Annotated in this window: 17 protein-coding genes; 2 read left to right on the plus strand and 15 right to left on the minus strand. The window is 38.2% G+C overall.

Annotated features, from left to right (window positions below; all coding sequences use genetic code 11):
* Positions 1 to 4: 4 nt before the first annotated feature.
* The 3 genes from dnaG to MKY46_RS15275 all read right to left on the minus strand — a co-directional run bounded on the left by dnaG (position 5) and on the right by MKY46_RS15275 (position 3505).
* Positions 5 to 1837: a DNA primase gene (dnaG, locus tag MKY46_RS15265; RefSeq protein ID WP_340835688.1), complete on the minus strand. Its 1833-nt coding sequence runs from the start codon at positions 1835 to 1837 to the stop codon at positions 5 to 7.
* Between the two features lie 205 nt (positions 1838 to 2042).
* Positions 2043 to 2855, minus strand: coding sequence for a pyruvate, water dikinase regulatory protein (locus tag MKY46_RS15270; RefSeq protein WP_036120506.1), 813 nt, complete (start codon positions 2853 to 2855; stop codon positions 2043 to 2045).
* A gap of 17 nt (positions 2856 to 2872) precedes the next feature.
* Positions 2873 to 3505, minus strand: a complete 633-nt coding sequence (locus MKY46_RS15275) for a helix-turn-helix transcriptional regulator (protein WP_036120509.1) — start codon at positions 3503 to 3505, stop codon at positions 2873 to 2875.
* Positions 3506 to 3934: 429 nt separating this feature from the next.
* Between MKY46_RS15275 and MKY46_RS15280 the strand changes: the two genes are divergently transcribed.
* Positions 3935 to 5320, plus strand: coding sequence for a glycine--tRNA ligase (locus MKY46_RS15280; RefSeq protein ID WP_036120515.1), 1386 nt, complete (start codon positions 3935 to 3937; stop codon positions 5318 to 5320).
* A gap of 50 nt (positions 5321 to 5370) precedes the next feature.
* Here the strand turns inward: MKY46_RS15280 and MKY46_RS15285 are convergent, their stop codons facing one another.
* Positions 5371 to 7089, minus strand: coding sequence for an HD-GYP domain-containing protein (locus MKY46_RS15285; protein ID WP_089933549.1), 1719 nt, complete (start codon positions 7087 to 7089; stop codon positions 5371 to 5373).
* Between the two features lie 1055 nt (positions 7090 to 8144).
* Between MKY46_RS15285 and MKY46_RS15290 the strand changes: the two genes are divergently transcribed.
* Positions 8145 to 9533 carry an S-layer homology domain-containing protein gene (locus MKY46_RS15290; protein WP_340834695.1) on the plus strand — a complete coding sequence of 463 codons (1389 nt, stop codon included), beginning with the start codon at positions 8145 to 8147 and terminating at the stop codon, positions 9531 to 9533.
* A 36-nt stretch (positions 9534 to 9569) separates the two neighbouring features.
* Here the strand turns inward: MKY46_RS15290 and recO are convergent, their stop codons facing one another.
* From recO to floA, 11 genes are all read right to left on the minus strand, one after another.
* On the minus strand, positions 9570 to 10355 hold the full coding sequence (gene recO, locus MKY46_RS15295) for a DNA repair protein RecO (RefSeq protein ID WP_036120522.1): 786 nt from the start codon (positions 10353 to 10355) through the stop codon (positions 9570 to 9572).
* 240 nt (positions 10356 to 10595) lie between these two features.
* The gene (gene era / locus MKY46_RS15300) at positions 10596 to 11513 is read right to left on the minus strand and encodes a GTPase Era (RefSeq protein WP_340834698.1); all 918 of its coding nucleotides are present in this window, start codon (positions 11511 to 11513) and stop codon (positions 10596 to 10598) included.
* Entirely contained in the window at positions 11500 to 11913 is a 414-nt protein-coding gene (locus MKY46_RS15305; protein WP_080717050.1) for a cytidine deaminase, read from the minus strand. Before MKY46_RS15305 ends, era begins: the two co-directional genes overlap by 14 nt.
* Before the next feature lie 58 nt (positions 11914 to 11971).
* Positions 11972 to 12322, minus strand: coding sequence for a diacylglycerol kinase family protein (locus MKY46_RS15310; RefSeq protein WP_036120529.1), 351 nt, complete (start codon positions 12320 to 12322; stop codon positions 11972 to 11974).
* Positions 12323 to 12796 carry an rRNA maturation RNase YbeY gene (gene ybeY, locus MKY46_RS15315; protein WP_340834700.1) on the minus strand — a complete coding sequence of 158 codons (474 nt, stop codon included), beginning with the start codon at positions 12794 to 12796 and terminating at the stop codon, positions 12323 to 12325.
* Positions 12797 to 12804: 8 nt separating this feature from the next.
* Positions 12805 to 14925, minus strand: coding sequence for an HD family phosphohydrolase (locus MKY46_RS15320; protein WP_058844758.1), 2121 nt, complete (start codon positions 14923 to 14925; stop codon positions 12805 to 12807).
* A 404-nt stretch (positions 14926 to 15329) separates the two neighbouring features.
* Entirely contained in the window at positions 15330 to 16286 is a 957-nt protein-coding gene (locus MKY46_RS15325) for a PhoH family protein (protein ID WP_036121651.1), read from the minus strand.
* Between the two features lie 2 nt (positions 16287 to 16288).
* Positions 16289 to 17401, minus strand: a complete 1113-nt coding sequence (locus MKY46_RS15330) for a sporulation protein YqfD (protein ID WP_340834702.1) — start codon at positions 17399 to 17401, stop codon at positions 16289 to 16291.
* Position 17402: 1 nt separating this feature from the next.
* Complete coding sequence (locus MKY46_RS15335; protein WP_036121657.1) at positions 17403 to 17651, minus strand: hypothetical protein; 249 nt, start codon at positions 17649 to 17651, stop codon at positions 17403 to 17405.
* A 54-nt stretch (positions 17652 to 17705) separates the two neighbouring features.
* Positions 17706 to 18185 (minus strand): hypothetical protein, encoded by a 480-nt coding sequence (locus MKY46_RS15340; protein ID WP_340834704.1) that lies wholly within the window; start codon positions 18183 to 18185, stop codon positions 17706 to 17708.
* 25 nt (positions 18186 to 18210) lie between these two features.
* Complete coding sequence (floA, locus tag MKY46_RS15345) at positions 18211 to 19215, minus strand: flotillin-like protein FloA (protein WP_036121665.1); 1005 nt, start codon at positions 19213 to 19215, stop codon at positions 18211 to 18213.
* Positions 19216 to 19217: the final 2 nt, after the last annotated feature.

The following is a 19217-nucleotide window of genomic DNA, read 5'->3' on the forward strand; positions in this document are numbered from 1 at the left end:
CGGGTTAAATCGCCGATAACGATTTTCTTAAATGAATAATCTGTTGGGCGATTTCAAGTGCACGTGCATACTCATGCATCTTCTCCGCTTCCTTTGAATCATGCATCTTTTGATAAATTTCTTGCTCAATTCTATATTTTTGAAGCTGACGGATGGAGTCCATTACCTCTGCCTCTGCTTGATCAGGATCTCGCTCAACTAAAGCTGCTTCCATGACAATTTTTCGTAATTCAGCGTCATCCAAAATTTCCACAAAGCGTTGATAATCAGGATGACCATATTCCTCATAAAACCCTACTAAGCGAACAAAAACAGCCATATAAGCATCTCGTACAAATGGCTCCTTTTGCTCACTACGTAATACCCTGTCCACTACATCTATATTATGAAGCATATGAGCCAGTAATAAACGTTCGGCACGTTCGGCTGCGTCCATAGGCTTTTGCTGCTGCGTGACTGGCATTGAAGGCATCTGTGTAGGCATTTCTGATTTTGCAGAACGTACCTGATTAGCCTCCAACTTTCGGAATTGAGCATAAATGGCTTCTTCCGATATATTGGTTTCATTTGATAACTGTCGTATATACAAATCTCGTTCAACTGGTGAGGATCTCCCTACTAGTTGTTCAAGGACTTCTTGAATATACTGAAGCGTATCATTTTCAAATTGAAAGTTCTTATTGCGTCTAGCATGCATCATCATAAAAGCAATATACGCATGAGGATTTTCCAAAATTTGTTCCTTAAATGCTTGTCCACCTAAAGAGTGAATGTATTCATCAGGATCTAATTTTTCTGGCAATACAGCAATATCGACTTTCATGCGCTCCGTATGCAGTAATTGCGCCGCTCGTTTCGCTGCATCAAATCCAGCATTATCACCATCATAGCAAATCGTAATTTGCTCTACTAAGCGTTTTAGCTTTGTGATATGCTGATTTGTTAGCGAAGTTCCCATTGTCGCAACCACATTCATGACACCTACAGAGTTGGCCGCTAAAACATCCATAAAACCTTCCATCAATACTACTTGACGATTTTTTCTGATAGAAGTTCGTGCTTTATCTAGGTTATAAAGCACTTCACTTTTTTGAAATATTGGTGATTCTGGACTATTTAAATATTTCGCTTCTTCACCAGTTGATGTAAGTATTCGACCTGAGAAGGCAATAATTTTACCATTCTCATCTCGAATCGGAAACATAATACGTCCTCTAAAGCGATCAAAGTAGCGTTCTTCTCCCTCTCGCTTAATGATGAGGCCACTTTCCGCAATTTCTTGTAAGTTATAACCTTTTCTTTCAAGCAATATTGTTAATGCTTCAAAGCTTGGGAGAGACCAACCAATGTTATTAGATTCTATAAGTTCCCTTGTAAATCCTCTTTCTAGCAAATAATTTAAAGGTTCTTCGCCATCCTCTGTATTCAACAGTAGATGATGAAAAAAATCTGCTGCAAAAGCGTGTGCTTCTTTCATCCTTTCTTCTGCTTTAGATATCTTTTTTGTTCCCTCTGGAAAGCTTGGCTCAACATCTAAGTGTATGCCAGCACGTTCCCCAAGTTTCACAACGGCATCAGGAAAAGAAATGCCTTCTATATCCATTACAAAAGTAATAGCATTCCCCCCTGCACCACAACCAAAGCAATGAAAGATTTGCTTGTCTGTTGATACAGAAAAAGACGGTGTTTGCTCTCCATGAAATGGACAGAGGCCAAACCAATTTCGCCCACGCTTGGTCAGCTGCATGTATTCACTAATCACATCAACGATATCCGATTGTGTACGAATCTGTTCAATTACTTCTTCTGGAATCTTCCCTGCCAAATCCATCACCATCTTTAATATTTGCGTTCTAGAAACACAATTCGCTATTCGTTTTAAAATTCCTTTATTTCTCGACAAAAAATTAGGATTTTTCTCTTATAAATATTTTTACCACAATTTTATTATTATAAAACAAAAATTAGTTTTTATCTATACTATTTTCAAAATACACTCAAAAAAACCGCCTCTACTAACCGAGGTGGTTTAAATTTCCATCTTATTTACGAGTAAAAATATGTTCAATGATCGTATTTGCAGTCTCTTCGACAGCTTTATTAGTCACATCAATAACTTGACAACCTATTTTACCGACAATTTTTTCAAAATGTTGTATCTCATCTAAAATCCGTTCATGTTGTGCATAGATAGCATCATCATTTAATCCGAGTGACATTAATCTTTCTCTTCTGATAAAGTTTAACTTTTCAGGTGAAATGATTAAGCCAAAGCATTTTTTCGGATCTATTTGTAAAAGCTCTTCCGGTGGCTCTACCTCTGGTACTAAAGGAACATTTGCCACCTTATATTTTTTATGGGCTAAATACTGTGAAAGTGGTGTTTTGGATGTTCTTGATACGCCTACGAGTACGATATCAGCCTGTAATAACCCACGTGGATCTCTGCCATCATCATATTTTACCGCAAATTCAATGGCTTCAATTTTTTTAAAATAATCATCATCCAACATATGAACAATCCCTGGCGTTTCTAATGGGTTTTCTTCCATAAAGGTTGCCATAGTTTGTAAGGCTGGTCCTAAAATATCTACTGCCTGAATTTTTTCTTGCTCACATAAATCATGTAATAATTTACGCATTTCTTGACGAACTAATGTATAGACGATAAATGCTCGTTGTTGGGCTGCAAGGAAAACAATTTTACGGATTAGCTCCTCGGACTGAATGTGAGGAAACCGACGAATCACAGTATTTTCCAAACCCGGTCGGAACTGGCTAATAACCGCTTTGGCAACTTGATCACCAGTTTCGCCGACAGAATCAGATACAACAAATACGCGTAGTTTTTTCATGCAGCTCTCCTTCTAATTTAGACGTTTTGTGCAAGAGATAAGAAAGCTCGTGTAATCGTTGTTTTTGTAAGACGACCTACTATGGTTAAACCACCCTCCTGTGGTTCAACTACTGGTAGCGAATCAACTTCTCGTTCAATAAGCTTGTTCGCTGCAACAACTAATGAATCTGATCTTTCACAGTACGAAATATTTGGCATACGTGTCATAATAATATGTACTGGAATTTTATTTAAATCCTGCGTACCAATACTTGTACGTAGTAAATCTTTGCGAGATAGTACGCCTGTCAAAAACTCATTCTTATCTACGACAAAGAGTGTACCAACATCTTCTGAAAACATAAAGCAAATTGCATCATAAACCGTCATTGTTTCCGGGACCACGACAGGACCTGAATGAAAGTCTTTCACTTTTAAATTGTGAATACTATCCAATAAATTAATGGATGTTTTTTTACCTGAATAAAAATAACCAACTCTTGGTCTCGCATCTAAAAATCCTGCCATCGTTAGAATCGCTAAATCTGGTCTTAAAGTTGCTCGTGTCAGATTGAGACGTTCCGCAATATGTTCCCCGGTAATAGGGCCATTTTCTTTCACAATCTGTAAAATGTCTTCCTGACGTTTATTGAGTTCGATTGGACTCACCGCCTCAAATCTAATAGTGTTATACTTATGCTCAATTATTATATACTATTTTAATAATTATTGCGAATTAAAGAACTGCATGCTACAATATTGACACATACGCTTGCTCTATCTGTATTTTCGAGCAAAATTGCGTTATACAGGCGATGATGGGAAAAAAGTATCTGTTCCATTCAATAGCGAGTAGAAGATGGTGAAAGTCTACACAGCAACAGAGAAAAGGCACTCCTTGAGCTAACTTTTTGAAAAGAGGTTTTAAACATTCGTTTAAAACAATCAGGGTGGAACCGCGGGTCTTAGCACTCGTCCCTGGGCATGCATTGTGCCCGGAGACGGGTGCTATTTTCATTTAGTTACTACTAGATGAAATAACTTTAGCGTTTTACCGCTAAAAGAACAATAAGAAAAACTTAGAAGGAGGCTATTTTTATGGCTAACAAATCAATGGAAACCATCGTATCATTAGCAAAACATCGAGGCTTTGTCTTCCCTGGTTCTGAAATCTATGGTGGTTTAGCAAACACTTGGGATTACGGTCCACTAGGTGTCGAATTAAAAAACAATATTAAAAAAGCATGGTGGCAAAAATTCGTTCAAGAATCAGAACACAATGTAGGTATTGATGCTGCGATCTTAATGAACCCAAAAGCATGGGTTGCTTCTGGTCATGTTGGTAACTTCAACGACCCAATGATCGACTGTAAATCATGTAAGGCTCGTCATCGCGCAGATAAAATTATCGAGGATGCTGCATTAGCAAAAGGCGATGAAATCATTGTGGATGGTATGACATTCGATCAAATGAAAGAAACAATGATTAAATATGACGTAGTATGTCCGGATTGCGGAAAAGCGGATTTTACAGATATTCGTCAATTCAACCTAATGTTTAAAACGTTCCAAGGTGTGACGGAATCTTCTACAAACGAAATTTATTTACGTCCCGAAACGGCACAAGGTATTTTCGTGAACTTCAAAAACGTTCAACGTTCTATGCGTAAACGTACACCATTTGGTATCGCACAAATCGGTAAATCTTTCCGTAACGAAATTACACCTGGTAACTTCACATTCCGTACACGTGAATTCGAGCAAATGGAGCTAGAATTCTTCTGCAAACCTGGCGAAGATCTCCAATGGCACGCCTATTGGAAAGAATTCTGTAAAAATTGGTTACTAAACTTAGGCATGAAAGAAGAATCTATGCGTCTTCGCGACCATGAAGATGATGAGCTATCTCACTACTCAAATGCTACAACAGATATCGAATTCAAATTCCCATTCGGTTGGGGAGAGCTTTGGGGCGTAGCTGACCGTACAGATTATGACTTAAAACAACATATGGAACACTCAGGTGAAGATTTCACTTATATCGATCCTGTATCAAACGAACGTTATGTTCCTTATTGTATTGAGCCATCTTTAGGGGCTGACCGTGTCACATTAGCATTCCTATGTGATGCCTATGATGAAGAAGAGCTAGAAGGTGACGATAAACGTACAGTTTTACGTTTCCACCCTGCACTAGCACCATTTAAAGCTGCTGTTCTACCGCTTTCTAAAAAATTATCTGATGAAGCGGCAGATGTTTGGGCAGAGCTCCGCAAAGCGTTCCCTGTTGATTTTGATGAATCACAATCAATCGGTAAACGTTACCGCCGTCAGGATGAAATTGGTACACCATTCTGTATCACATACGATTTTGACTCAAAAGAGGATGGCCAAGTAACAGTACGTCATCGCGATTCTATGACGCAAGTTCGTATGCCAATTGCAGAAGTAAAAGCATATATCGAAAAACATCTTCAATTCTAATCGTTTTGCTGAACAAAAGAGGGAGTAGCCAGTCTGGCAACTCCCTCTTTTTATGCTTTATATGTGGAAAATAAGCGCTCTTGCATTTTTTCCTCGAATGAAAACTTTTTCATGCTCATCCCTACTAAGCTCACTAGTATCTCTTCAATATCAGCTAATGAATAATAAAGAAAGGCACCTTCTCGCATTGGACGAACTCGTTTGTCAACAGTTTGTTCCTCTTCAATAAAATAGGCGACATTGACATCACAATGCCCCATCAATTGTGTAATACGTTGATCATCACCTGGATTGATAAAGAAAGGTACTATTTTATCGATATACAAAATACTTTGCACAAGTTTAATGAAGAAATTTTCACGTAAGGAAGACTCCACCACTAAAATGGTCGTTTGTTCATGCTGATAATCCATATATAATACATTTAATTGCTCTTCTAATAGCTTTTTTAAGATACTAATAGAATTTCTATATTTCGTCATATCTGTTTGTATTTCTCGTGTTAGCAAACGTAGTATACGAAACGCTGGTAAGAAAATTTTTAAGACAATTTCTTTAGGATGTAAATGATCAATTAATTTACTAAAATGAATTCTCAGATTATTCTCATCACAGCGGATTAATTGCTCCACAAATAAGTTAAAAATCTCTTCGAAGCTATTCGCCCTGTAGTCAATCATCTTCGTAATTTTCACACTATAGTTTAAAGGCAAGTTCATAGATTTTTGCTCATCTAGCAACCTCACCTTTGGTAATGTCGGAAATAAATCATAAACTAGCTCTACTTGTGCACTACGATTATCCGATAGCATAACAACCGAGTTGACTGGGTAAATGCCTAAACATTCAACAAACTTATGCATAAAGTTCTCATTATATAAATGACGATCCCTGTATAAAACAGCTAATGCATCTGTAGCACCGTAGCCAACATGGTAGACTCTTTTCGATGTCATGGCTGAATACACATCAATAATTTGTAATAATTGCACACCGTCACTCATTTCATCTGCACAAAGTTGATTTGGATAGCCCTTCCCTGCAAAGCGTTCATGATGATCTCTCGCTAAATAGGCAATGTCTTCCTCCTGATATTCTATTAGTAAGTCATAACCTTTTGTTGTATGTGTTTTGACGATTTCAAACTCATCTTCAGAGAGTTTGCGCTTTAAATTTAATATTTCCTGCGGTATAAAGACCTTCCCAATATCGTGGAATAAATAACCTCTTGCTAATGTTTCAATATCCGTTAAACCTAGATATCTAGCAAAGATTGTCCCTAACACAAATACATCAAATGAGTGGACAAATGAATATTCATCCCATTCCTTTAAGCGCATAAGTAGCTCATAGCGATGTTTTTTTTCTAAAATTTTTTCAAAAACACCACGTACATAAGCCGTATCTTGCATGCTTTTCAGTATTTGTCCATATCGTAATTCATGCACAACATTCTCCAACGTTGTCATAAAAAGCTGACTTACCGTTTCTTTATATTCATCTACTGGTTCAGTTTTTTCAATTAATGGAGCAAATAAATCTTCATATTCTCTTGTTCGTTGAATACTTAAATCATGAACAACTCGAACTGAATCAGATGGTAAATAGACTGACAATTCATCTACTTTTCGAAGTTTAAGTAAGGCAATAATTCGCTCCGTTAAAACTAAATCTTTTTTAGCTAATAGACGATAGTCTGAGAAAATATCTTCAGCTAATATATCATTCGCTTCAACTTCCTGAATACTTAAGGTTACTTTTCGTAGCATATTTTCTGCCACATACGCAATGTACTAAGCACTATGTGACTCCCTCCTTCTTCCATAGGACTGCGTTATTCTGATAACGTATCAATGACTCCTCGCTTTCGCACAGATGAATATGTCCTGATTTTTCCAAGCTTGCTTGAAAAGCTTCTTTTTTAAAACCGTGACATCTAGCGGAGGCTTTATCTTGATTCAACCAGTGTTTAAACACCCGTTAAAAAAAGCAAAACAAGCATTTATTTTTCCCTATAGAGAGGGAGGCTTTTGTACCTAATGTTGTGCTTTTGATACAAAAAAACATTTGCTGAATCAAGATAAAATACGTTTTGCTGATAGAGGCTTCCATTTCATAGGCATGTCTAAATTGATCTAGCGTACATTTGTGTCGATGGGGATGAAACGACTAAATTATATTTTTAAAATATAAATACGATTATCTATATTTATTACAATATCATAGGTTAAAATACCTTTTCAACTAGTATATGGGACTCAAGTGATCGGTTTCTACTATTAATATATTGAAAACTAAAGAAAAACACAAAACCTTTTACCTATTATTTTTCATTTATCATCGAAATAAAAATTAATAAAAAGTCAAATAGACCCTTTACTCAAATTTCACAATCATAACTTTATTATATAAAACTAATTTTCTATAATCATTTTAATTTGTAAAAATTGAAATTTTATTCATTTACAATCCGCCTCTCATTCCCTTAAAGTATAACCAACGATGCTACTATTGACCTATCCAACTCTCTCCATATAGATGTATAGTTCAAGAGGCAAATCAAGTTTTTTCGTTGCTGTTAAACATTTAATTACCAGTAATGTCACGCTCAAGGATGATATTTCCTCTATTCGCAGTTCCAACTTTTTGGTATAAATAAGGTATTATAGTTAGTATTAGCTGTTAAATAATGAATAATTAACATGCTAAAGACACACCCCTTTTTAACATTCAATCGTCCGGAAGTTTGAGCTGATACATAGGAAGGTCTGAACGAAACATTCATACTATAAAATTTTATATTGTACTATTTGGAGGAATTCAATTGAAGTCTCAACGTTTATTTCAACTAGCCATGGCATCTGCCTTAGCAACAAGTGCGATTGTTATCGCACCACCAGCATATGCAGCATTTTTTCCTGATGTTAATCCATCCACTGAAGAAGGAAAAGCTATCATTCAGTTAGCAGAGCGTGGCATTATTTCTGGCTATATGGACGGAACGTTTAAACCTGCAAACCCCATTACACGCACACAAGCTGCGAAAATTTTAGCAGGTATTTTAAAGTTAGATACAGTTCATGTAAAAAATCCTCAATTTAAGGACATTAAACCTGGCGATGAAAATTACGGAGCGATTGCCGCGTTAGCCAATGCAGGAATTATTAATGGGGCAAATGGTTACTTCTACCCAAATCAAAATATTACACGCGAACAAATGTCAAAAATGATTGCTAAGGGCTTTGGATTAACGAGTCCAAGTAATACACAATTGCCATTTACAGATGTCAAAAAAGGAACTGAATTCGAACCTCATATTAAAGCTTTATTTGCGAATGGCATTACAAAAGGAACGTCAGCCACTACATACGGTCCAAAGAGTCCTGTGAAGCGTTCCCAATTGGCTGCCTTCGTTGTACGTGCTGAAAAAATGTTAAGCAATGCAACCGTTTATGCAAGTCAATTTAAACAGGACTATATCTTTGCGTCTTATGGTGGCCTTGAGCCAGCAGAGGATATTTTCACATGGACTGAAGAGGAAGATATGACAGAGTCTATCATGATTACCCCTATAAAAGAAGGTACGGGCAAATTAGTGATTACTGGATTTACTGATGATTCAGAGGACTTTACAACTATTTTTTATTTAGTTCATGTGAAAAATGTCAATGGAAAGCTGAAGGTAACGCTTGAGGAAGTAAAGGAAGAGGATTATACAGAAAATTCACCACTTGATTTAGCAGAAAGTAATTTACCATTCGTGCCAACTGAGGTAACAGTTCAAAATATGAACGGGCAGGCACTTGCATCGAATTTATACAGCTTTAATCAGGATGATCAAACATTATCTATCTCGAAAAATGGACAGTTCATTGTTACATTTTCAGATGGGACACAGCAACAAAAGATGGCGGCTGATGTGTATGCCTATGACTTTGTTCGCGGTATTGATTTGTACCATTTAACTGACGAATTAACACTATCAACGCCAGTATTACCTTTCGAGCCAGCTAGTGTAGCTCTTGAAGTTTTTGACTTTGAGCCAGCGCCTGTAAAAGCAACTATTCTTAATGGACAACTACATGTTACACCAAAAACAGAAGGTATTGCCATTCTTCATCTAACAGGTAAAAACGAGGAAACAGTCTATCTCTATGTGGAAAGTAAAAAAATTGCTGGACAATGGGCTTTTCTATATGAATTTGATATCTGAAATAATTTTTTAATAGCACAAAATGCCAGAAGAACATTATGAGTCTTCTGGCATTTCATTTTTAGATCGTATTTGCAATTCAGGCGTTCGCTCTAGTTGCTCAATAAATTTTTTCGTCTTAAAGCGGATACCTGTTTGTTCTTCATAGATGGTTGTAATAATTTTTTTGATGAAATATTTTGTTTCTTTTTTTAGCTCTATTTTTCCGATTTGATCGATTGGAACAGTATAAAACATACGTATAAGCTTCAGTTGTGTTGGTGTTAAACGAATGATATAGGGGTCATACTGATAACAGCGATGACATAAAAACCCTCCTTGTGCAAAGGAAAAAGCAAATTCCCCATCGACAGCACCACACGCAGCACAGGCATGTAAAATAGGTTGCACACCTGTATAGGGTAACATTTTCCACTCAACAAATAGTGTGATAGCTTCGGGATCATAACCTTCCTCAATTGCTTGTAATGCGTGTAATAATACATCAAAAGCAAATGGCTCTGGTTTCCCTTCTTCCACGACACGTTCCACCAGTTCCATGATATAGCTAGCATAGGCAGTGGCCATAATATCTTCACGAATATGACGCATCGAGTTCAAATGCTCTCCTTGTTGTAATGTCCCCATACCAGTATGATGTTGCACCATAAACATGCCATAGGTAAAGGGTTGTGTGACGGACGCCAATCGACTAGAAGGCTTTTTTGCCCCCCTAGCCATTGTAGCCACTTTGCCAGCTTCTCGTGTTAGCAGAGTGACAATTTTATTGGATTCCCCATAAGCACGTACCTTTAATACAATGCCTTCCCATTTATGAAGCATAGTTCTCCTCCTTTCCTAAAAGAGCTATCCAAGAAAAGAGAGCTATCCAAAATGCTTTGGACAGCTCAAAGTAATACCTCTCAATTACACTCAGATTTTACTGAGCAGACGATTTGAAAAAAGACCTCCAGGAGGCAATCTATAACATCTGCTGAAGTCTATATTTTTAATTCAGCAGGCGTTTGAACATCTGCTAAGAAATTCACCCGATAAACGCTGCTGGATTAGGATCACAACAACTTAATATTCATCATCACGGAATCCAAAATCGCGTAAATGTGTAGATTTATTACGCCAATCTTTTTGTACCTTAACCCATAGCTCTAAATAGACTTTTGAGCCTAACAGCATTTCAATATCCTTTCGTGCACGTGTCCCTACTTCTTTCAGCAAGGCTCCACGTTTCCCAATGACAATGCCTTTTTGAGAATCGCGCTCCACAATAATCGTCGCGGCCACATGAATTTTGTCAGCATTTTCTTCATCACGGCGAATTTTATCAATCACCACTGCAATCGAGTGGGGAATTTCTTCACGTGTTAAATGTAAAACTTTTTCGCGTATCAGCTCTGAGATGATAAATCGCTCAGGATGATCCGTCACTTGATCTGCTGGGTAATATTGTGGTCCTTCTGGTAAATATTTTGCTAACGTCGCTAATAAATTTTCTACATTATTCCCTTGTAGTGCTGAAATCGGTACAATTTCTGCAAAATTATAGCGCTCTTTATAGTTCTCAATAATCCCTATTAATTCGTCTGGATGAATGGCATCAATTTTATTGATGACCAAAAAGACAGGCGTCGGATTCCCCGCCAACAATTCTAAAATGAATTCATCGCCTTTACCAAGTTTTTGCTCAGCATTGACCATAAACATAATAACATCCACTTCACGCAATGTATTTTTAGAAACTTTCAGCATGAAATCGCCTAGTTTATGTTTTGGTTTGTGAATACCTGGTGTATCAATAAAAATCATTTGGCTATCATCTGTTGTCAGTACACCTTGTACTTTATTTCGTGTTGTTTGTGGCTTATCACTCATGATCGCAATTTTTTGGCCAATGACACGATTTAAAAATGTCGATTTTCCTACATTTGGACGACCAATAATGGAGATAAAGCCTGACTTGTAGCCATTGTTAGTTTCCTGCATTCTCTAAATCCTCCGTCGTAAATGCAAACGGTAGTAATTCGCCTACCGACGTTACCGTCACATCACCTTTTAAGTTCGTTAAATAAACAGGCATAGTTGGCGCACAAAACTCCATCATTACCTGACGACATGCTCCACACGGTGCGCATGGCCCGTCCGTATCAGCAACAATGGCTATGGCTTCGAATTCATAAATACCCTCTGATACAGCTTTAAAGAACGCTGTACGCTCCGCACAATTCGTCATACTATAGCCTGCATTTTCAATATTACAGCCATGAATAACCTCTCCCTCTTTTGTTAAAAGAGCTGCACCAACTTTAAATTTCGAGTATGGAACATAGGCTTTTTCACGTGCTTTTTTCGATTCCTCTAATAATCCTTGCATATCCACTGTCATCTATACAAATTCTCCCTCACATTATGGTTTATTTTCATTAAGAAGACACTCATTTCCATTAAAACCATTTTGGCAGAAAGATGAGTAATCCGATTATAGCACTGAATAGCGCAAATACAAGCACTGCACCTGCCGCAATATCTTTCGCCTGCTTAGCAAGTGGATGTATCTCTGGGGAAGCTAAATCAACCGCCCGTTCGATCGCTGTATTGATCATTTCCAGCGCAAACATTAGTGCTATTAATAGTAGCACAATATACCATTCCATACGAGATAAACCTGTCCAATAACCAGCCATTATAACAATGATTGCACTAATTATATGTGATTTTAAATTTTGTTCTTTACTTGCTGTGATAATGCCCTCTAATGCATAGCCAAAAGATCGCAAGTATTTGCGCAAATCCATTTAGTCTCGCCCTAAGCCGAAAGTTTGTAAAATTTCATCTTGCTTTGTAAACATTTTTTTCTCTTCTTCTGGCTCCATATGGTCATAACCAAGCAAATGTAAAAAACCATGTACAGCTAAAAAACCTAATTCTCGTTCAAAGGAATGATTGTATTCCTCAGCCTGCTCTTTGGCACGGTCTGTAGAAATGATAATATCACCTAGTACACGTGGCATTCCTTCAAAAGTTACCTCGATTTCCCCTTCCCCTAGCTCCTCTAACGCAAAGGAAATGACATCTGTAGGCTGATCCTTGCCACGATACTCACGGTTAATATCTTGAATCGTCTCATTCGTTACAAACGTCACTGAAACCTCAGTTTCTGGCTCAATATTTTCAATACTCGCTGCATGCTGTAAAAGCTTTTCAACAAGCTCTGTACGTGGTGTAGCCACTTCATTTGTTTCATCTGTAAAATCAATTGTTAAAATCATAGATCCTCCTACTTATCTGCCTTTGGATATTCAATACGTGAGTGGAAAATACCATTCAACGTTTCACAAAGAACTCTCTCTATACATTTTAACTCTTTTATCGAAATATCGCATTCATCAAACTGATTATCCTGTACACGATCATCAATGATCGCTCGTACTAGCTTATGGATTTTTTCAGCATTCGGCTCTTTCATTGAACGAACTGCTGCCTCAACACTGTCAGCAACACTAATAACCGCTGCTTCCTTAGTTTGTGGTTTTGGACCTGGATAACGGAGCTTTGCCTCATCAATGCTTTTTCCTTGTTCCTTCGCTTTAAACAAGAAGAACTTTAATAAACTTGTACCATGATGTTGTAAAGCGATATCGATAATTTCTTGCGGCATTTTATAGCGTTTTAACATGTCGGCTCCATCTGTTGTATGGGCGATAATAATTTCTGCACTTGTCTCAGGCGGTAAAGAATCATGCGGATTAATACCTGACATTTGATTTTCAATGAAAAAGGCAGGACGCTTTGTTTTACCTATATCATGATAATAACAACCAACACGCGCTAGTAAACCATCTGCACCAATTTCTTCACAGGCAGCTTCTGCTAAATTCGCTACCATTACACTATGATGATATGTCCCTGGTGCTTCCATTAGTAATTTTTTTAATAAAGGATGATTAGGATTGGATAGCTCAATTAAACGCAGCGACGATAATAAGCTAAATGCTGACTCAAAGAATGGTAAAAGTCCCATTGTTAATGCCCCTGAAAGCAAGGCAGATAACATAGCTGCAATCAAGTAAAACACTAATTCTGGCAAGCCGTAGGATGATTGTGTCATGAGTAAATAAAAGGCGATAAATGCCATGTTGACAAGGGAAATCACACCAACTGCATGTAAAATATGTGAGCGTTTTTCCACACTACGCAAAAAGAACAGGCTTGCAAGCCCTCCAAAAATAATATACAACGTAATTTCCATTTGCATAACAGATGAATAGCCTTCTTGAAAAATAACACCTGCTGAGGCTGCGGTCATAACGGTAATGAGCACAGCTGCTCGTTCATCCGCTAATAATCGTACAAGCATTGTAGCTAATGCCGTCGGGAACAGAAAGGCAATCGTTACATCAAAGCCACCAGATACTAAGCTAATAAATTTCATGAGCAGGATTGACAACGTATAAACAATCACTGTCACTAATAAGGCATTGCGTTTTTTTCGTTCGTCAGCATCCCAACGCTCAAATAAAATATACATAAACATCATTTGCAGTAGCGTTAAAATAATAAGTCCAGCAATTGGCTTCAAGGATGCTTTATTACTTACCATACCCAATAGCTCTAATTGTCGGTAAGCCTCATTATCAATAATTTGACCTTCCTGCACAATGATTTGTCCTTGTAAGATTCGTGTCGGCTCGACGCTTTCCTTCGCCTGCTCTTTGCGAATTTTCGTTTGGTCTTCGTTAATCGTTTCATTTTCAATAATACTTGTACGCCCTATTAACACGACTGTATTGAATATTTTATCAGGATACCCTCGTTGCCCTCGAATCTTTGTCTCAAAATCATTTTGAGCCACAAAGACATTTTCAGGTCGGATAGACTTTTGTAAATAGTCCTCTACAAATTTGGATAATTGCGTACTAGTTCTGTTTAAATCTTCATCACTTTGCACTAACAGACCTTCCAACTGTGAATCTGTAAAGATTAATGGCATCTGGTCTTCATCTATTGATTCGAATTTTTTGCGAAGCTGTGCAACTTGATCGGCAATAGGTATAGGTTCCTTACTGTTTGCAACATCCTTTTTCACTTCTAGTACATAATCAAACAATGATGTTACAATCGCTGCTCTTTGCTTGGCGACATCCTCCGAAAATTGATAGACTGAATCCACTGCATTGGCGGCTTTTTCCCGCTCTAGCTGCGTCTTATAAGTGTCTTCAATCGTTTTGGTAGATCGTACGGTTTCAGGCGCAAGCTGTAGTGGTTTGAAATCATATGTAACTCCCTTAACATTGCCATACATAAACGCAAACTGTAGGCCGCCTGTTAAAATGAGAATGATGATAATAAAGTAGCGAAAACCGATAAGCTCTGTAAATTTTCGAAGTTGTTTCTCCATTTGGCACCTCCTCTATCTACCTACTATCATACCAATTCAACATACATTTTTCTCGAAAAATGTATAAGAAAGCAAAAAACAGCTATACAATTTTGCATAGCCGTCACATTTTTTCCCATATTTTGATTAATTTCGTAGTTTAGCTTTTTGCTTTGTAATGATGATTTTAAAACACTATCACATCTGGCGCTTCGCTTGCGGGGCAGACTTTTTAAACCTTGTTGCCCCTGACGCTTCGCTTGCCGGGCAGATTTTTTAAACCTCGTTGCCCCTGACGCTTCGCTTACGGGGCAGACTTTTTAAACCTCGTTGCCCCTGACGCTTCGCTTACGGGGCAGACTTTTTAAACCTCGTTGCCCCTGACGCTTCGCTTACGGGGCAGACTTTAGAATTGCTTCGCAATTCTAAAGTTGCTGTTCTTCGTAGGCTTGGATGATTTTGGCTACGATTGGGTGGCGTACGACATCGCCTTGTTCTAATACTTGGAAATGTATGGATTTTACATATTTTAATGTACGCTCTGCTACAATCAAGCCAGATTCCGTATTTTTAGGTAGGTCAATTTGCGTTTTATCACCTGTAATGACCATTTTAGAACCGAAGCCTAGACGTGTTAAAAACATTTTCATTTGCTGATGTGTTGTATTTTGAGCCTCATCCAAAATAACAAAGGCATCATCTAATGTACGACCACGCATATAAGCTAATGGCGCGATTTCTATTGTTCCGCGTTCAATCAGTCTTTGTGTTTGTTCAGCCCCGTAAATGTCGTTTAAAGCGTCGTAGAGAGGTCTAAGATAAGGATCTACCTTTTCCTTTAAATCTCCTGGCAGAAATCCTAGAGACTCTCCTGCTTCAACAGCAGGGCGAGTTAAAATAATTCGCTTTACATGCCCATTTTTAAGTGCCTGTGTTGCCATGACTACCGCTAAATACGTTTTCCCAGTACCGGCTGGACCAATACCAAAAACAACGTCTTTATGACGGATTGCTTGTATGTATTCTCGTTGACCAATTGTTTTTGCACGGATTGGCTTGCCTTTCGTCGTGCGTGCTATTTCTTCATCATAAAGTTCTGCAAAATATTCAATCGTGCCTTTTTGTATCATTTCAATCGCTGTTGTAACATCCCGTTGATCAATATTAATTCCTTTGCGAATGACCTTCAATAGTGCATGCAGAAGTAAGGTTGCCTGCTCCTTAGCATTTTCTTCACCAGCCAGCTGAATTTGCTCACCGCGCGTAATGATATGAACATTTAGTGCTTCTTCGACTAATTTCATATTTGCATCTGAAATACCGAGTAGCATAACCGCTTCGTTTGGATTATCCACCTGTAATACAGTTAACTGTTCTGACATAATCATTCTCCTTGTAGGCCTTGTATTGGACTTGCAATGTTTTCATTGACTAAAAATAGAACTTTCCCTTCAACTGTACCATTCTCCCACTTTGCCTGTAAAAGGTTTTCTTTCTTGATCATTGTTTTTGCAGGTAACGAACGTAACACTTTTTCATGCAGTAGAGGGATTAGCAATGACTCTATTTTCGATTCATCAAGCTCCACTTGCATCGTATTTGTCTGTTGTTCCTCTACAATCGAAACATAGGGGTCTAACCAATTCGGTAAATCCTTCTTTTGTACATAATCTACTTTTTCTTTGTGTATCCCCTTTAGCAATACTCGCCACTGCTTTTGCTGCACAGTTTCCATTGTAATCGTTGTTGGGATTTTGAACGAGCATTCAAGCCAATAGTCTGCAAATACCTCTCCCTTAGCCCCAACATAAACTTGATCTGTACCACTTTCAATAACACCACTCACAAGGACGTCTCCCTCATAGGCTGTATCATTTATTGAAATTTTCCGTTCACCATTTTGTATATTAAAATGAGTAATGACACCACTTTTCGTTGCGACTAAATGCGAAGCTAATTTGTCATTCGATTGCTCTGTTTGCTTCGGTGATTCCTGAGGTCTCAGTATTACTCGTCCGCCGTGTTTATCAATATGCACCCATGATAGCTCTCGATGTTGCTCTAACAGCTTTTGACGTATGATGGTATTGGAAGGTAAACTTTTTTTAGAGAGCGGTGTTTCTAGTTGAAAGGTCTCTTGAAAGGTTTTGCCTAGCCGCTGCTCCAGTTCGGGTGTCGCTGCCTCGATGTCCACTCGCCAAATGACTTGTGCGCAGATAATAGGAATGACAATCATCAAGGTTAAGCCAAGCAAAGTCCAAAGCTGTGCTCGGAAAACTTGCAGCTCATCTGCATAAAAAACAGCCATTTTCAAACGAAACTGTCTTCGAGCACGGCGAATTTTTGGTAAGTAATGCATAGTTGTTTCAAAGGAAACTTCTTGCTCACGAAAGACTACACGCTTTAACGGAACATGCTGAGCATGCAATGCTTGAATAAAAGGATGAACATTTTCATGGCGCTTTATACGTATAATGATAGGCCGATTATTCCACATTTTAGCTCACATCCATATTCTTTGCCTTTTTCATCTGAAGCTCCTGTAGATTATCAACAGAGAGATGAAGCATTTCTTCTTTTAGAGCATTAATCTTCACGGAATCTGCATTGACAGTAATATGATAATCTGCATAAACAAACGAACAGGTCGTAGCATCTGCATGGATAAACCGATAAGGTCCAATAATTTTTAATGATTCGTATTCTAACAATTCGAGTAGTGGCGTTAATTGAAATAATTTTTTCATAAAAAATGCCTCCTTCTTCGGCAATATATGCATCGAAAAAGGAGGACATGCTAGTTATTTTCTTTTTGCTTTAGGTGGTCCTAATATTTCAGCCATTACGATCGCCTGCATGAGATCGTTTTTCGATTGAGGTAATTGAAAAGTCGATGGCGCACCGACTGTTTGCACCTCTTTTTTCCCAGCATCTAGACGTCCTCTACTTTCTCGAATAGAAGTACGACTAGGAACATCCGTTGGCATAACTGGCGGGGCCATATAGCTTGGTATTTCCTGCTTCACCTGTTCTTCGACCAACTTTTTAGGCTCTTCGGCTTTCTCATTTTCAGGAATCCAATCACCAATAAACTCTCGTGCAAAATCTTCAAAACTTTGCGCTCTCCCTGCACGATGCGGCGTTGTTTCCGCCATAACTGGAGGCTCTGCCGCTGTATCTTTATTAAAAGGAGGCATCTGTTTCTGAGGCTTTTTATTTTTTGATTTTCCGAAAATAGAGCTGGCTATGGCAATTAAGGCAAGAATTATTAATTGTTCCATATGTTAGTTCCGCTCCTTTCCGTTTTTAAGCATTTGGATCATTCGTGTCTGGCTTATCAGTGCTTACTTTTGAAATCGAATCGCGCATCGCCGTATCCGCTTGAATGTTACGATAATTCATGTAATCCATAATGCCAAGATTACCAGAACGTAATGCTTCAGCCATAGCCTGTGGTACTTCTGCTTCAGCCTCTACTACTTTCGCCTTCATTTCTTGAACACGGGCAATCATTTCCTGCTCATTCGCTACAGCCATTGCACGGCGTTCTTCAGCTTTTGCCTGAGCAATGTTTTTATCCGCCTGTGCTTGTTCAATCTGTAATTCTGCACCGATGTTTTTACCGATATCTACGTCGGCAATATCAATGGATAAGATTTCAAAGGCTGTTCCTGAGTCCAAACCTTTTGATAATACTGTTTGTGAAATCATATCAGGATTTTCTAATACTTCTGTATGGTGCACAGCCGAACCGATTGTCGAAACAATCCCTTCACCAACACGGGCAATAACTGTTTCTTCACCAGCACCACCGACTAAACGCTCGATATTTGCACGCACTGTAATACGTGCCTTTGCTTTAACTTCAATCCCGTTCATTGCTACACCTGAAATAAATGGTGTTTCAATAACTTTTGGATTAACAGACATTTGAACCGCTTCTAATACATCTCGACCAGCTAAATCAATCGCTGCACAACGTTCAAAAGATAGTTCAATATTGGCACGGTGAGCTGCAATTAATGCATTGACAACACGGTCAACATTACCACCTGCTAAATAGTGACTCTCTAACTGATTAATCGTAACAGGTAAACCTGCTTTATGTGCTTTAATCAACGGATTGACAATTCGAGAAGGGATAACTCGACGTAAACGCATCCCAATTAATGTGAAAATACTAACACGAACGCCTGCTGCTAATGCAGAAATCCACAGTGCTACCGGTACAAAGGTAAAGAATACCGCAAGAACAATGAATAAAATAACCAGTCCAGCAATTGGACCAATTAAAGCTAAATCAAAACCCATTT

The organism is Lysinibacillus sp. FSL M8-0355, from assembly GCF_038008985.1.
GTDB classification, from domain to species: Bacteria; Bacillota; Bacilli; order Bacillales_A; family Planococcaceae; genus Lysinibacillus; species Lysinibacillus fusiformis_D.

Bases quoted from the DNA above. Each gene is read 5' to 3' on its own strand.
- dnaG (WP_340835688.1), bottom strand. From the start codon at position 1,837: ATGGTGATGGATTTGGCAGGGAAGATTCCAGAAGAAGTAATTGAACAG.
- MKY46_RS15270 (WP_036120506.1), bottom strand. From the start codon at position 2,855: ATGAAAAAACTACGCGTATTTGTTGTATCTGATTCTGTCGGCGAAACT.
- MKY46_RS15280 (WP_036120515.1), top strand. From the start codon at position 3,935: ATGGCTAACAAATCAATGGAAACCATCGTATCATTAGCAAAACATCGA.
- MKY46_RS15285 (WP_089933549.1), bottom strand. From the start codon at position 7,089: ATGCTACGAAAAGTAACCTTAAGTATTCAGGAAGTTGAAGCGAATGAT.
- recO (WP_036120522.1), bottom strand. From the start codon at position 10,355: ATGCTTCATAAATGGGAAGGCATTGTATTAAAGGTACGTGCTTATGGG.
- era (WP_340834698.1), bottom strand. From the start codon at position 11,513: ATGCAGGAAACTAACAATGGCTACAAGTCAGGCTTTATCTCCATTATT.
- MKY46_RS15305 (WP_080717050.1), bottom strand. From the start codon at position 11,913: ATGACAGTGGATATGCAAGGATTATTAGAGGAATCGAAAAAAGCACGT.
- MKY46_RS15310 (WP_036120529.1), bottom strand. From the start codon at position 12,322: ATGGATTTGCGCAAATACTTGCGATCTTTTGGCTATGCATTAGAGGGC.
- ybeY (WP_340834700.1), bottom strand. From the start codon at position 12,796: ATGATTTTAACAATTGATTTTACAGATGAAACAAATGAAGTGGCTACA.
- MKY46_RS15320 (WP_058844758.1), bottom strand. From the start codon at position 14,925: ATGGAGAAACAACTTCGAAAATTTACAGAGCTTATCGGTTTTCGCTAC.
- MKY46_RS15325 (WP_036121651.1), bottom strand. From the start codon at position 16,286: ATGTCAGAACAGTTAACTGTATTACAGGTGGATAATCCAAACGAAGCG.
- MKY46_RS15330 (WP_340834702.1), bottom strand. From the start codon at position 17,401: ATGTGGAATAATCGGCCTATCATTATACGTATAAAGCGCCATGAAAAT.
- MKY46_RS15335 (WP_036121657.1), bottom strand. From the start codon at position 17,651: ATGAAAAAATTATTTCAATTAACGCCACTACTCGAATTGTTAGAATAC.
- MKY46_RS15340 (WP_340834704.1), bottom strand. From the start codon at position 18,185: ATGGAACAATTAATAATTCTTGCCTTAATTGCCATAGCCAGCTCTATT.
- floA (WP_036121665.1), bottom strand. From the start codon at position 19,215: ATGGGTTTTGATTTAGCTTTAATTGGTCCAATTGCTGGACTGGTTATT.